At 64.2% G+C, this 12,853-nt stretch carries 11 protein-coding genes; 8 read left to right on the top strand and 3 right to left on the bottom strand.

The genetic code is table 11. The annotated features are described in order from the left end of the window. Positions 1-104 precede the first annotated feature (104 nt). The gene (gene hydA / locus ACMGGG_RS14820) at positions 105-1,544 is read right to left on the bottom strand and encodes a dihydropyrimidinase (protein WP_063545527.1); all 1,440 of its coding nucleotides are present in this window, start codon (positions 1,542-1,544) and stop codon (positions 105-107) included. A 618-nt stretch (positions 1,545-2,162) separates the two neighbouring features. On the opposite strand from hydA, the gene ACMGGG_RS14815 reads away from it, so the two are divergent. Beyond that, the gene (locus ACMGGG_RS14815; protein ID WP_063545526.1) at positions 2,163-3,653 is read left to right on the top strand and encodes an NCS1 family nucleobase:cation symporter-1; all 1,491 of its coding nucleotides are present in this window, start codon (positions 2,163-2,165) and stop codon (positions 3,651-3,653) included. A gap of 60 nt (positions 3,654-3,713) precedes the next feature. Then, positions 3,714-4,997, top strand: coding sequence for a Zn-dependent hydrolase (locus tag ACMGGG_RS14810; RefSeq protein WP_414153972.1), 1,284 nt, complete (start codon positions 3,714-3,716; stop codon positions 4,995-4,997). A 131-nt stretch (positions 4,998-5,128) separates the two neighbouring features. Here ACMGGG_RS14810 and sodC read toward each other — a convergent pair whose 3' ends face one another. Then, the gene (gene sodC, locus ACMGGG_RS14805; protein WP_063545524.1) at positions 5,129-5,647 is read right to left on the bottom strand and encodes a superoxide dismutase family protein; all 519 of its coding nucleotides are present in this window, start codon (positions 5,645-5,647) and stop codon (positions 5,129-5,131) included. 344 nt (positions 5,648-5,991) lie between these two features. Then, the gene (locus tag ACMGGG_RS14800; RefSeq protein WP_196759873.1) at positions 5,992-6,537 is read right to left on the bottom strand and encodes an RNA polymerase sigma factor; all 546 of its coding nucleotides are present in this window, start codon (positions 6,535-6,537) and stop codon (positions 5,992-5,994) included. A 339-nt stretch (positions 6,538-6,876) separates the two neighbouring features. Between ACMGGG_RS14800 and ACMGGG_RS14795 the strand changes: the two genes are divergently transcribed. The 6 genes from ACMGGG_RS14795 (at position 6,877) to ACMGGG_RS14770 (ending at position 12,818) form a co-directional block, all read left to right on the top strand. Beyond that, the gene (locus tag ACMGGG_RS14795; protein WP_063545523.1) at positions 6,877-7,827 is read left to right on the top strand and encodes a hypothetical protein; all 951 of its coding nucleotides are present in this window, start codon (positions 6,877-6,879) and stop codon (positions 7,825-7,827) included. Positions 7,828-7,867: 40 nt separating this feature from the next. Further along, positions 7,868-8,905 carry a catalase family peroxidase gene (locus ACMGGG_RS14790; protein WP_414153971.1) on the top strand — a complete coding sequence of 346 codons (1,038 nt, stop codon included), beginning with the start codon at positions 7,868-7,870 and terminating at the stop codon, positions 8,903-8,905. Positions 8,906-9,133: 228 nt separating this feature from the next. Further along, on the top strand, positions 9,134-10,150 hold the full coding sequence (gene tssA, locus ACMGGG_RS14785; protein WP_414153970.1) for a type VI secretion system protein TssA: 1,017 nt from the start codon (positions 9,134-9,136) through the stop codon (positions 10,148-10,150). A 37-nt stretch (positions 10,151-10,187) separates the two neighbouring features. Continuing rightward, on the top strand, positions 10,188-10,697 hold the full coding sequence (gene tssB / locus ACMGGG_RS14780; RefSeq protein WP_054895420.1) for a type VI secretion system contractile sheath small subunit: 510 nt from the start codon (positions 10,188-10,190) through the stop codon (positions 10,695-10,697). Positions 10,698-10,788: 91 nt separating this feature from the next. Then, the gene (gene tssC, locus ACMGGG_RS14775; protein ID WP_063545520.1) at positions 10,789-12,285 is read left to right on the top strand and encodes a type VI secretion system contractile sheath large subunit; all 1,497 of its coding nucleotides are present in this window, start codon (positions 10,789-10,791) and stop codon (positions 12,283-12,285) included. Positions 12,286-12,335: 50 nt separating this feature from the next. Further along, positions 12,336-12,818 (top strand): type VI secretion system tube protein Hcp, encoded by a 483-nt coding sequence (locus ACMGGG_RS14770; protein ID WP_054895422.1) that lies wholly within the window; start codon positions 12,336-12,338, stop codon positions 12,816-12,818. Positions 12,819-12,853 lie beyond the last annotated feature (35 nt).

Below are 12,853 nucleotides of genomic sequence, written 5' to 3'. Positions count from 1 at the left end.
TGCAGGCGGCGGTTACTCGCCCGTCCGTTCTGGGATGGCAGTCAACAGGTGTCTCTGGATTGTTATCGCCGGAGGCGTTGCGGCCCCCGGCCGTTATGGGCTGCTCAGCGGCTGACCGGGATCGGCCGCTGCTGCTCGGCCCGTCGCCCTAGGACCTCGTACACCGAGGGGTAGGCGGGCCTTTCCACATAGCGTCCCGCGCCCGGCTCGGCGCGCAGGTCGCCATCTGCCCAGAGCACTCGCCCCTGGCTGATGGTGTGGCTGGGAATGCCGCGCACCGTGCGACCTTCGAAGATGTTGAAGTCGACCTTCTGGTGATGGGTGCTGGCAGAAATCGTGCGTGTGCCCTGCGGATCCCAGAGCACCAGGTCGGCGTCGGCTCCGACACGGATCGCCCCCTTGCGCGGGAACAGGTTGAAGATCTTGGCCGTGTTGGTCGAGGTCAGCGCCACGAACTCGTGCATCGACAAGCGCCCGCTGTTCACGCCGGCGTCCCACAACACCGCCATGCGGTCCTCGATGCCGGCGGTGCCGTTGGGGATGCGGCTGAAATCATCACGGCCCATGGCTTTCTGCTCGGCGCAGAAGCAGCAATGGTCGGTGGCGGTGGTGTGCAGGCTGCCCGATTGCAAGCCGCGCCACAGGGCTTCCTGGTGTTCGCGCGGACGGAATGGCGGGCTCATCACATAGCCGGCGGCGGTGGACCAGTCGGGGTTGCGATAGACGCTGTCGTCGATCAGCAGGTGCCCCGGCAGTACCTCGCCATACACCGGCTGGCCCTTGGCCCGGGCGTAGGTGATCTCATCCAGTGCTTCCTTGCTGGAGATGTGCACCAGGTACAGCGGGGTGCCCAGCGTTTCGGCTATACGGATGGCGCGGCTGGCCGCCTCGCCCTCGACCTGCGCCGGACGCGACAGCGGATGGGCCTCGGGGCCGGTGATGCCCTGGGCCAGCAGTTTCTTCTGCAGGTGGTACACCAGCTCGCCGTTCTCCGCATGCACGGTGGGCACCGCGCCCAGCTGCAGGCAGCGCTCGAAGCTGGCGACCAGGGTGTCGTCGGCGGCCATGATCGCGTTCTTGTAGGCCATGAAGTGCTTGAAGCTGTTCACACCGTGATGGGCGACGAGCTCGCCCATCTCCTGGGCGACCTGCTCGCTCCACCAGGTGATTGCGACGTGAAAACCATAGTCACTGGCCGACTTCTGCGCCCAGCCGCGCCAGGTGTGGAACGCCTCCAGCAGTGACTGCTGCGGATTGGGGATGACGAAGTCGATGATGGAGGTGGTGCCGCCGGCCAGGCCTGCGGCGGTGCCGCTGAAGAAGTCCTCGCTGGCCACAGTGCCCATGAATGGCAACTGCATGTGGGTGTGCGGGTCGATGCCGCCTGGCATCAGGTACTGGCCGCTGCCGTCCAGGACCTGGCAACCGCTGGGCACTTCGAGGTCTTTGCCAATGGCGCGGATCAGGCCGTCGGCACACAGGACATCGGCGGGATAGCTTTCTTCGTGGGTGACCACGGTGGCGCCACGGATCAACAGGGACATACCGTCTTCCTCGCAGGCTGACCGGTCGTTTTGCCGGTTCTTGAAATTGTTTTGTGCCAGCGGCGGGAGGCTGCGTTGCAATCCTGTCAGCGCTGACAAGATTGGAATCTAGATGCTGATCAAGGATTGATCAAGAAAAAATTTTATGAGCTTATTACTTTTATAAATTACTGAAATATAAGTGTTTTCTGTATAAATCACCAAAATGGACAGGCTGCTCACCATTTTGACGCACTTGACAAGAAGCAGATTTGGTCAAGATTTTCCATGCGAAATCAGCCGTTTGAAACCTGGCTTGCCGGCGCGAACCACGCCACGCAAAAACCAGGCTGCACCAGATTGAAACCGAGTGCGCAGGCCAGGGCGGGCCGCCACCAGCAAGACGACAGGGCAAGGCATGACCGTACCTTTCCCTGGCGCTAATCAATGCCTTGCAAATCAGTGAATTACCTCCAGTCGGCGGTGGCCGGCAGGGTTGGCCCGGGCCAATCCGGCACGCAATTTGAGTGCGGCCACAACCGCCAGGCCGGACCGGAGGTGCAGTACTGGTGAGGTGTGTAACTCCGGCCATCGATTCAGCCGATGAGCGAATAACTAGAACAATCTGGAGAAGGCCCCATGCAACAGAGCAGATCGCAAGTGATCGAGCAGCACGGGCTGTACGAGCTGTCCGAAGGCACTGATGTCCTCGACAGCCCTCGCTACAACCACGACATCGCACCGACCAAGGTGCACCAGCGTACCTGGAACAAATGGCACATCACCGCCTTGTGGGTCGGCATGTCCATCTGCGTCCCTACCTACACCCTCGGCGGGGTCCTGACCGCCTACTTTGGGCTGAGCGTCGGCGAGGCGCTGTTGGCGATCTTGCTGGCCAACCTGATCGTGCTGATACCGCTGACCCTCAACGCCTTCCCCGGCACCAAGTACGGCATTCCCTTTCCGGTGCTGCTGCGCGCCTCGTTCGGCATTCTCGGCTCCAACGTGCCGTGCCTGATCCGCGCGGTGGTGGCTTGCGGCTGGTTCGGTATCCAGACGATGTTCGGCGGCCTTGCCATCCACCTGTTCCTGGGGTCGCTGTTCGACGGCTGGAAGAGCCTGGGCGGAACCGGCGAGGTGATCGGCTTCATGCTGTTCTGGCTGCTCAACCTGTGGGTGGTGCTGCGCGGCTCGGAGTCGATCAAATGGCTGGAGACCCTGTCGGCACCGCTGCTGGTGGCGGTGGGCGTAGGCCTGCTCTTCTGGGCGCTGCCGCACATGTCGATGAGCGAACTGCTGGCCCAGCCGCCCAAACGCCCGGAGGGGGCCAGCGTGGTCGGCTATTTCTGCGCGGGGCTGACGGCGATGGTCGGGTTCTGGGCCACGCTGTCGTTGAATATTCCCGACTTCAGCCGCTACGCCAAAAGCCAGAAGGACCAGATCCTCGGCCAGATCTTTGGCCTGCCGCTGACCATGTTCCTGTTCGCTGCCCTGGGCGTGATCATGACCGCCGCCTCGGCATCGCTGGTGGGCGAAACGGTCTCGGACCCGGTGAGCCTGATCGGACGTATCCAGAGCCCCGGCTGGGTGGCGCTGGCCATGGCGCTGATCATCATCGCCACGCTGTCGACCAACACGGCGGCGAACATCGTCTCACCGACCAATGACTTCCAGAACATCGCCCCACGCCTGATCGGGCGCAGCCGTGCGGTGTGGCTGACCGGGTTCATCGGCTTGGCGCTGATGGGGCACGAATTGCTGAAAAAGCTTGGCTGGATCGTTTCCGACCTGAGCCTTGAGAGCGTGTACTCCAACTGGCTACTGGGTTATTCGAGCCTGCTCGGGCCGATTGCCGGGATCATGGTGGTGGACTACTTCCTGATCCGCCGCCAGCAACTGGACCTTGCCGGGTTGTACCGCGATGACGTGTACCCGGCCTGGAACTGGGTCGGGTTCCTGGCGTTCGCGGTGCCGGTGGCGCTGACCGTGATGTCGATCGGCAACAGCAGCTTCAGTTGGTTCTACGACTACGGCTGGTTTACCGGTTCGCTGCTGGGGGCGGGGCTGTACTACGTCCTGGGCCGAGTCGCGGTGCGTGGAACGGCGCGCCTGGCCAAACCATCACCCTGAAATCTGGCTGGCCGCTACAGCCGAATCACCAGAACAAGAAATCGCCTGAGGAGAGTCTCGATGAAACCGATCAAGGAAGTGCTGCACTCCACCGACCGCCATGTCGACAGCGCGCGCCTGTGGCAATCGCTGATGGACCTCGCGCGCCTGGGCGCCACGCCCAAGGGCGGGGTCTGCCGATTAGCGCTGACCGACCTGGACCGCCAGGCCCGCGACCTGTTCCGGCAGTGGTGCGAGGCCGCAGGCTGTAGCGTCAGCGTCGATGCGATCGGCAACATGTTCGCCCGGCGTCCCGGACGCAACCCCAAGCTGCCCCCGGTGATGACCGGCAGCCACATCGACACGCAGCCCACTGGCGGCAAGTTCGATGGCTGCTTCGGGGTGATGGCCGGCCTGGAGGTGATCCGCACCCTGAATGACCTCGGCGTGGAAACCGAAGCGCCGCTTGAGGTGGTGGTGTGGACCAACGAGGAAGGCTCGCGTTTCCCTCCGTGCATGATGGGATCGGGGGTGTTCGCCGGCAAGTTCACCCTCGAAGAGACGCTGGCCAAGCGCGACGCCCAGGGGACCAGCGTCGGTGAGGCGCTGCAGGCCATCGGTTATGCCGGCCCGAGGGCCGTGCTGGGGCATCCGGTCGGGGCGTATTTCGAGGCGCATATCGAGCAGGGGCCGATTCTGGAGGATCAAGGCAAGACCATCGGCGTGGTGCTCGGCGCCCTCGGCCAGAAGTGGTTCGACCTGAGCCTGCGCGGCGTCGAGGCGCACGCCGGGCCGACGCCGATGCACCTGCGCAAGGATGCCCTGGTCGGCGCGGCGGCAGTGGTCGAGGCCGTCAACCGCACCGCACTGGAGCATCAGCCACATGCCTGCGGCACGGTCGGTTGCCTGCAGGCGTATCCGGGGTCGCGCAACGTGATTCCGGGTGAGGTACGCATGACCCTGGACTTCCGTCACCTTGAGGGAGATCGGCTCGATTCGATGATCGCCGAGGTGCGTGAAGTGATCGACAGCACGTGTGCCAAACACGGGCTGAATTTCGAGCTGACGCCAACGGCGGATTTCCCGGCGCTGTATTTCGACCGCAACTGTGTCGATGCCGTGCGTGAGTCGGCCAGGAGCCTTGGGCTGGCACACATGGATATCGTCAGCGGGGCAGGGCACGATGCGATCTTCCTGGCCGAGCTGGGCCCGGCAGGCATGATTTTCGTGCCGTGCGAGAACGGCATCAGCCACAACGAGATCGAGAACGCCACGCCCGAGGATCTGGCGGCGGGTTGTGCAGTGTTGCTGCGGGCGATGCTGGCAGCGTCGGAGGCCATTGCCCAAGGGCGATTGGCGGCCTGACTGCGAGCGGTGCCTGGCATCGGCTCAGCCGGTGTCAGGCACTGGACATGCCCACTTGCCGACGTGACCGTGCTGGCCGGGCGTCAGGCGTTGCACAAGCGCGGCGATTACTGACGCCCGGCCTGCCTGGTTCAGATCACGCCGCAGGCCACGCGGTCGCCGCCACCGCCCAGGGGCATGGGCATGTCGGCGTGGTTGTCGCCACCGGCATGGATCATCAAGGCGTGGCCCTTGATTTCGGAAATCGTCTTCAGGCGCGGCGCCAGTACCGGATACGTGGAGGTGCCGTCGGCGCTCACATAGAGCGCCGGCAGGTCACCCAGATGGCCATTGCCATAGGGGCCCAGGTGCTTGCCGGTCTTGGCCGGGTCGAAGTGCCCGCCCGCGGCCAGCGCCGCCACTGCCTTGCCATCTTTCATGCCTGGCGCACAGCTGCCGTTCTCATGCACGTGGAAACCATGCACGCCTGCGGGCAGGCTGTTCAGCTTGGGGGTGAAGATCAGCCCGTAGGCCGACTCGCTGATGCTGACCTGACCGATGGGTTGTGCTTTGCCATCGGCGCTGACCAGATTGACCGGTACATCAAGGGTGGCGGCGTGGGCGCCAATGGACAGGGTGCCCAGCAGGGCGAGCCAGAGGTGTCGTTTCATGTTTGCCTCTTCAATTCAATGACAGGAAAGCGGGGTGGCGGGAACCTGAAAGTTGTTCCGGCGGGGCAAGAATAGAAAGGGCTGAGCGCGAGAGTCCAACTAAAATTGGTAATTAAAAAAAACAGAAAAAGCTATGGAATAAACGGCGTGAGATAAGTGTTATGGGCGTTTTTATTGCCTGAAAGTATGAGCTCATGAAACAAGGACGATAAATAACAAGATGAGTTCCCTCCACTTGTAAAAATAATGGCTTCGGCGCACTGTATGAAAAATCAACAGGCCGAAAGTTGCCGAGCAGTTTCCCAGGAGGGCGTATGCAAGTGCCTGGCAATGCGTACGAAGGTTCAGGTGCGCAGCAGGTCGCGGCCAGGCGCCGAGGGCTTGGGGGTGTCATTGAGCAGCGTGCCAATCGTTTGCCTGGCGCGGGACAGCCGACTCATGACCGTGCCGATAGGCACCTCCAGGATGTCGGCGGCTTCCTTGTAGCTGAAGCGCTCCACCGCCACCAGCAGCATCACTTCGCGCTGGCCCTCGGGCAGGCTGTTCACTGCCGTGAGGATCTGCTGGTGCATCAGATCGGTTTCCGGGGTGGGCGCGGCAGGGTCGGTCACCGACTCGATGACGCTGTCGTTCCACTCCGAGCGCGAGCGGCTGCGCACGTTGCGCGAGCGCACCTCGTTGATCCAGGTGGTATGCACGATGGCGAACATCCAGCTCAGCGGGGCAGTGTCCGGCCGCAGTTGGTGGGTACGTTCGAGGGCGCGCACGCAGGCGAGCTGGACCAGGTCTTCAGCGTCGTGCCGGTCGCCCGAGAGGCGCAGGGCAAAGGCCCACAGGCGCGGCAACATGCCAGGGAGCAGTGCAGGGAGGTCGGCACCGGTGATCGACATAGTTCCTCGTTCTTGTACTGGGTGGACTGGAAGTCAGTTGCTTCTCATGCGGCCGCCGTACGCTCCGGCCGGCGGATTCCCTCGCATGTCTTGGACTTCATTGTCGCTGAGCCGATACACTGCGCGGATTGTGCCACCACCTACGCTAAAAACCTATCCGAGTGCGTTTCAAAATCGATTTATAATGCTGGCTATGTCGCATTTGCCGACTTGTCAGCGTTAGGTAAAGCTGCTTGCGGCTGTTTCAGTGATATTAATATGATGGCGAGCTGACTACCCCTTCGCTCGCAGGTCGGCCCACAAGGCCGCAACGATGCCGTAACAGAAGTGCGAAGTACCATGAATAACGGAGACCGGGAATTGACCACCACCGTCGCGGATGATGCCCTGCTGATGGCCTATGTTGACGGCGAATTGTCGCCGCAACAGTGCGAGGAAATCGAGCAGCTCATGAACGCTTCGCCCGAAGTGGCCGAGCGTGTCGCGCTGTTGATGTCGTCTGCCCTGCCATACGCCGAGGCCTTCGCCCGCCAGGCACTGCCCCCGGTCCCTGACAGCCTGGTGAGCAACGTCGATGCGTTGATCGCCCGGCACGCCGCCCCGGCCAGCACGGCGCCCTCGCGTCCGGCAGCCAAGCCTGAAAGCCTGCTCACCCGTCTGTTCGGTCGCCCCAGGTTCGGTTGGCTGGCCGTGGCCTTCGCCACCGGTGCGGTGTGCTACGGCCTGGTGCTGCAGGCGGGTTTCATCGGTGGTGCGCTGAACACCGACCGCGCGCTGCAGGCGCCCAGCGTCGCCCAGGTCCAGGCCTCGCCCTGGGTGATGCAGGCTGCCAGCTATCAGCAACTGTACACCCGCGACACGGTCAACTACGTCACCCCTGACACCGACGATGTGCGCAAGACCCTTGCCGACATCCGCCAGATCGACGGCCTCGAGTTGCGCGTGCCAGACCTCAGTGCCGCTGGCCTGACCTTCAAGCGCGTGCAACGCCTGCGCTTCAACAACAAGGCGCTTATTCAGCTGGTGTACCTGCCGCAGCAGGGCGATCCGGTAGCCCTGTGCGTGATGAAGGAGCCCAAGCCCGACCAGTCCATCGCCCAGTTGAACGTCGCTGGCATGGATGTTGTGGTCTGGCGTCAGTCTCAGCTAGGCTACGCGCTGATCGGCGCCCCGGACGGCGTCGACCTCGATGCCGTGGCGCGCGTGGTCGCGGACCGCAGTTCGGGCCAGTTGTATACGGCCAATGCCAGCCTGCCATCGCCGTTGTGGTTCGCCGATATCCGCCAATAAGGACCCTGGTGACGGGCGACCGGATTCTTGGATCGCCTGAATGCCTGCTCAGCACCGCCGCCACGTCCTCCTTGCCCTGTTCCTGACCCTGTCCGCCGGCCTTGGCTGTGCACTGCTCGTCGAGCGCAATGGCTGGGCAGCCCCCTCATCGTTATCCTCTCCTGCCGGCGCTGCCCACATGGTCGATGCGTTCGAAGCGGTGTCCGGCCCGCAGCCGGGCTTTCGCCGCAATCACGCCAAGGGCCTGTGCGTCAGCGGTCGCTTCGACAGCAACGGCCAGGGTGTCGCACTGGCAAACACCGGGTTGTTGCGCACTGGCAGTTACCCGGTGACGGGGCGCTTCTCGGTGGTCGGTGGCAACCCGTCGGTCAACGATACCCAAGGGGGCATGCGCAGCCTGGCGCTGGACATCAGCAACGGCGGGGAAACCTGGCGCATGGCACTCAATTCAAGCCCGGTGTTCTTCGTGCGCACCCCCGAGGCGTTGCTGGAGCAATTGCAGGCCTCGGTGCCGACCGACGGTCGTGAGGCGCGCATTCGGCATTTTCGTCGCGACCATCCCGAGAGCCAGGCCTTCGAGGACTGGATGGCTGCGCACCGGCCATCGACGGGGTTCGACAACGCGGCGTACTTCAGCGTCAACGCCTTTCGCTTCAATGCCGCAGACGGGCAAGAGCACCTGGTGCGCTGGCGTCTGCAACCAGAAACGCCCTATGCGCCGCTGAGCGATGAGCAGATCGCGCAGAATGACCCCGACATGTTGTCCTATGGCCTGGCCTCGCGCCTGGCCGAGGGGCCGCTGCGCTGGCACCTGATCCTCACCCCGGCGTTGCCGGGCGACCCGGTCAACGATGCCACGCAGTTGTGGACTCAGCCAGGTCACCAGGAGATCGATGCCGGGGTGCTGGTGATCGACGCCCAGCAGCCGCAGATGGACGGCCCGTGCCGCGACATCGATTTCAACCCGTTGATATTGCCACCTGGCATCACCCCTTCGGACGACCCGCTGTTGCAGGCACGCGGGGCGGCCTATACCGAATCGCACCGGCGCCGGGTGCGGGAGATGGCGGGGCAGTAGCTCGCCAGTTGCGGTGCCTGTGGTGGCCCTATCGCGGGACAAGTCGGGGCGCCGAACCGCCGCTCCTACAGATACCCCACCGCTCCCAGATTAAGCGGTGAACCTGTGTGCGGGCTTGTCCCGCGATAGGGCCATCACAGCCCCCCAAAAATAATTTCCCACCCCCGGAATAATCCCCACCCCCCACCTGTTATCCCCTCAGAACACGCATTCCGATGGGGTCCTTCGATGTACCTTAACCACCTGGCCGAACCGCTGACCGCCGACGCCCCCTGTGGCGAAAGCCTGGAATACGATGCCGACTACCTGGCCCTCGAGGAAGAGGCCCAGGGCAAGCCGGAAGTCGAATATGGCAGCACCCTGACCCAGGCCACCGCCGCCGACTGGAAGCGCGTGCACCACCTGGCCCTGGCCCTGGCCGAGCGCAGCCGAGACCTGCGCCTGGCCGCGCACCTGACCCGCGCCGAGCTCAACCTCAACGGCTTCCCTGGTCTGGCCGCAGGCCTGGCACTGATCGAAACCCTGCTTGCCGACCAGTGGGCCCACCTGCACCCGCAACTGGACCCGGAAGACGGCCACGACCCGCAACTGCGCGTGAACACCCTGGCCAGCCTCTGTGAAACCGCCGGCCTGCTGCACGACCTGCGCACCACGCCGCTGGTCGATCTCGCGCCGCTGGGTAGCGTCAGCCTGCGCGACATCGACCTGGCCAACGGTGAAGCCAGTGCCACGTCCGATTCGCAAAGCCCGTCCCTGGCGATGATCGAGGCGGTCTTCCAGCAAGCCGCCCCCGAGCACCTCGCCGACACCCTGGCCACCCTGGAGCATGCCTGGCACAGCAGCCAACGCATCGAGTCGCTGCTGACCGAGCACGTCGGTTTCACCAGCGCCATCGACCTCAGCGCGTTGTCCACGGCGCTGCGCCGCGCTGCCGAGGTCCTGCGCCAGCGACTGCCCGCCACGCCCGTCGACACACCGCAGGCCGTCACACCACAGGCCCGCGCCACCGGTGCCAGCCCGCGTGGCGAGATCGCCAGCCGCGAGGACGTGCGCCAGACCCTGGATCGACTGTGCGCCTACTTCGCCGTACACGAACCCGGCAGCCCGGTGCCGCTGCTGTTGCAGCGTGCCCGCAAACTGCTGGATCTGAACTTCATCGAATTGCTGCAAGACCTGGCCCCCGATGGCCTGGCGCAGATGGCCATGGTCAGCGGCGTGCGCGACGACCCGCGCAGCGACGACTGATCGACACACCCCGTTAACCCAGCACAGGAGCAGTCCCGTGGCAGAAAACAGCCAGAAGTTCATCGCCCGCAACCGCGCCCCCCGGGTGCAGATCGAATACGACGTGGAGATCTACGGCGCCGAGAAGACCGTGCAATTGCCCTTCGTCATGGGCGTGTTCTCCGACCTTTCCGGCAAGCCTGCCGAGCCGCTGCCGCCGGTGGCCGAGCGCAAGTTCCTGGAGGTCGACGTCGACAACTTCGACGAGCGCCTCAAGTCGATGAAACCGCGCGTGGCCTTCCAGGTGCCCAACACCCTTACCGGCGAGGGCAACCTGCCGGTGGAGATCACCTTCGAGAACATGGACGACTTCAGCCCCGGCGCCGTGGCGCGCAAGGTGCCGTCGCTGGATGCACTGCTCACCGCACGCAACCAGCTGTCCAACCTGCTGACCTACATGGACGGCAAGGTCGGCGCCGAGGAACTGCTCGCCCGCGTGCTCGCCGACCCTGCGCTGTTGCAGGCCCTGGGCAGCGCGCCGAAGCCGACTGCCGACAGCAGCGACTGACCTCAACTCCCTGATCGAACCCTGACACCCGGCTGGGCCTTCGCGGCACCGGCAGGTAGACCCTTTCGCCCAAAAAACGAGGGATGCTGCAATGTCCACCCCACAAGCCCATGAGGCAACGGCCCCCGCAGCGGCCCGCGAAGTCGACCTCGATGACTTCGCCAGCCTCTTGCAAAAAGAGTTCAAGCCCAAGACCGACAAGGCCCGCGACGCCGTCGAGAACGCCGTGCGAACCCTGGCCGAGCAGGCCCTGCAAGGCACCCGGCTGATCACCGGCGACGTGCTTGGCACCGTCGAAGGCATGATCGCCGAGCTCGACCGCAAGCTCTCCGAGCAGATCAACCACATCCTCCATCACGAGGAATTCCAGGGCGTGGAAAGCGCCTGGCGCGGGCTTCACTACCTGGTGAACAACACCGAGTCGGACGAGTCGCTGAAGATCCGCGTGATGAACATCTCCAAGGCCGAAGTGCATCGCACCCTGCGCAAGTTCAAGGGCGTGGCCTGGGACCAGAGCCCGATCTTCAAGAAGCTCTACGAAGAGGAATACGGCCAGTTCGGCGGCGAGCCATACGGCGCGTTCGTCGCCGACTATTACTTCAACAACAGCGCCCCGGACGTCGAGCTGCTGAGCCAGATGGCCAAGGTCAGCGCCGCCGCCCACTGCCCGTTGATCACCGCCGCCGACCCCAGCGTGATGCTGATGGAATCCTGGCAGGAGCTGGCCAACCCGCGCGACCTGACCAAGATCTTCCAGACCCCCGAGCACGCCGCCTGGCGCAGCTTCCGCGCCTCGGAAGACTCGCGCTACGTGGGCCTGGCCATGCCGCGCTTCCTCGCCCGCGCGCCCTACGGCGCCAAGACCAACCCGGTGGAAGACTTCGACTTCGAGGAGACCACCGACGGCGTTGGCAGCAAGGACTTCACCTGGGCCAACGCCGCCTACGCCATGGCGGTGAACATCAACCGCTCGTTCAAGCACTACGGCTGGTGTTCGCAGATCCGCGGCATCGAGTCCGGTGGCGCGGTCGAAGGGCTGCCGGTGCACACCTTCCCGACCGACGATGGCGGCGTGGACATGACCTGCCCGACCGAAATCGCCATCAGCGACCGTCGTGAAGCAGAACTGGCCAAGAACGGCTTCATGCCCCTGGTGCACAAGAAGAACAGCAACCTGGCGGCCTTCATCGGCGCGCAGTCGATGCACAAGCCCGCCGAGTACGACGACCCCGACGCCACTGCCAACGCCAACCTGGCCGCGCGCCTGCCGTACCTGTTCGCCACCTGCCGCTTCGCCCACTACTTGAAGTGCATCGTGCGCGACAAGATCGGCTCGTTCAAGGAACGCGCCGACATGCAGGTGTGGCTGAACAACTGGATCGGCCGCTACGTCGAGCACAACCCGGCCACCGCCACCGAATCGGACAAGGCGCGCAAGCCGCTGGCCGGCGCCGAGGTGGTGGTCGAGGAGGTCGAGGGCAACCCCGGCTACTACCACTCCAAGTTCTACCTGCGCCCGCACTACCAGCTCGAAGGGCTGACCGTGTCGCTGCGCCTGGTTTCCAAGCTGCCGTCGGCCAAGACCTGACGGCGCGCGTTCCCCAGCACCCTCACTGACCCACCGAAAAGGTACAGACCATGATCCTGCTCAACTTCAACGGCAAGAAAATCAAAGGCACCTCGACCGTCTCCGGCCACGCCGACTGGATCACCATCGACGCCCTGCAGATGGGCGTCGGCCGCGCCATCTCCACCAGCGGCGGCGGCGCCGACCGCGACACCAGCAACCCGTCGTTCTCGGAGATTTCCCTGACCAAGGCCACCGACCTGGCGTCCGCCGACCTGTTCATGGAAGCGGTGTGCGGCAAGAGCCTGGGCAAGGCCGAGATCCACTTCATCCAGACCGGCGGCGCCGAGAAGAAAGAGCAGGTGTTCCTCAAGCTCGAACTCGAGGAGGCGATCATCAGCTCCTACTCGGCCAGCAGCAACGGCGAGCGCCCGAGCGAAACCTTCTCGATCAACTTCACCAAGATCAGCTACCAGTACGACTCCTTCAGCGGCGAGAAGATCACCACCGGCACGCCGAAGAAGTGGGACCTGGAAGCCAACGCCAAGATCTGACCTGGCCCCTTGGCCGGCCGGTGCCCAGGTGCCGG

This window comes from Pseudomonas sp. BNK-44-b, assembly GCF_047456245.1.
Classification (GTDB): domain Bacteria; phylum Pseudomonadota; class Gammaproteobacteria; order Pseudomonadales; family Pseudomonadaceae; genus Aquipseudomonas; species Aquipseudomonas machongensis.
The sequence above is the reverse complement of the archived record's forward strand: the minus strand, read 5'-3'. Positions and strand labels throughout refer to the sequence as shown.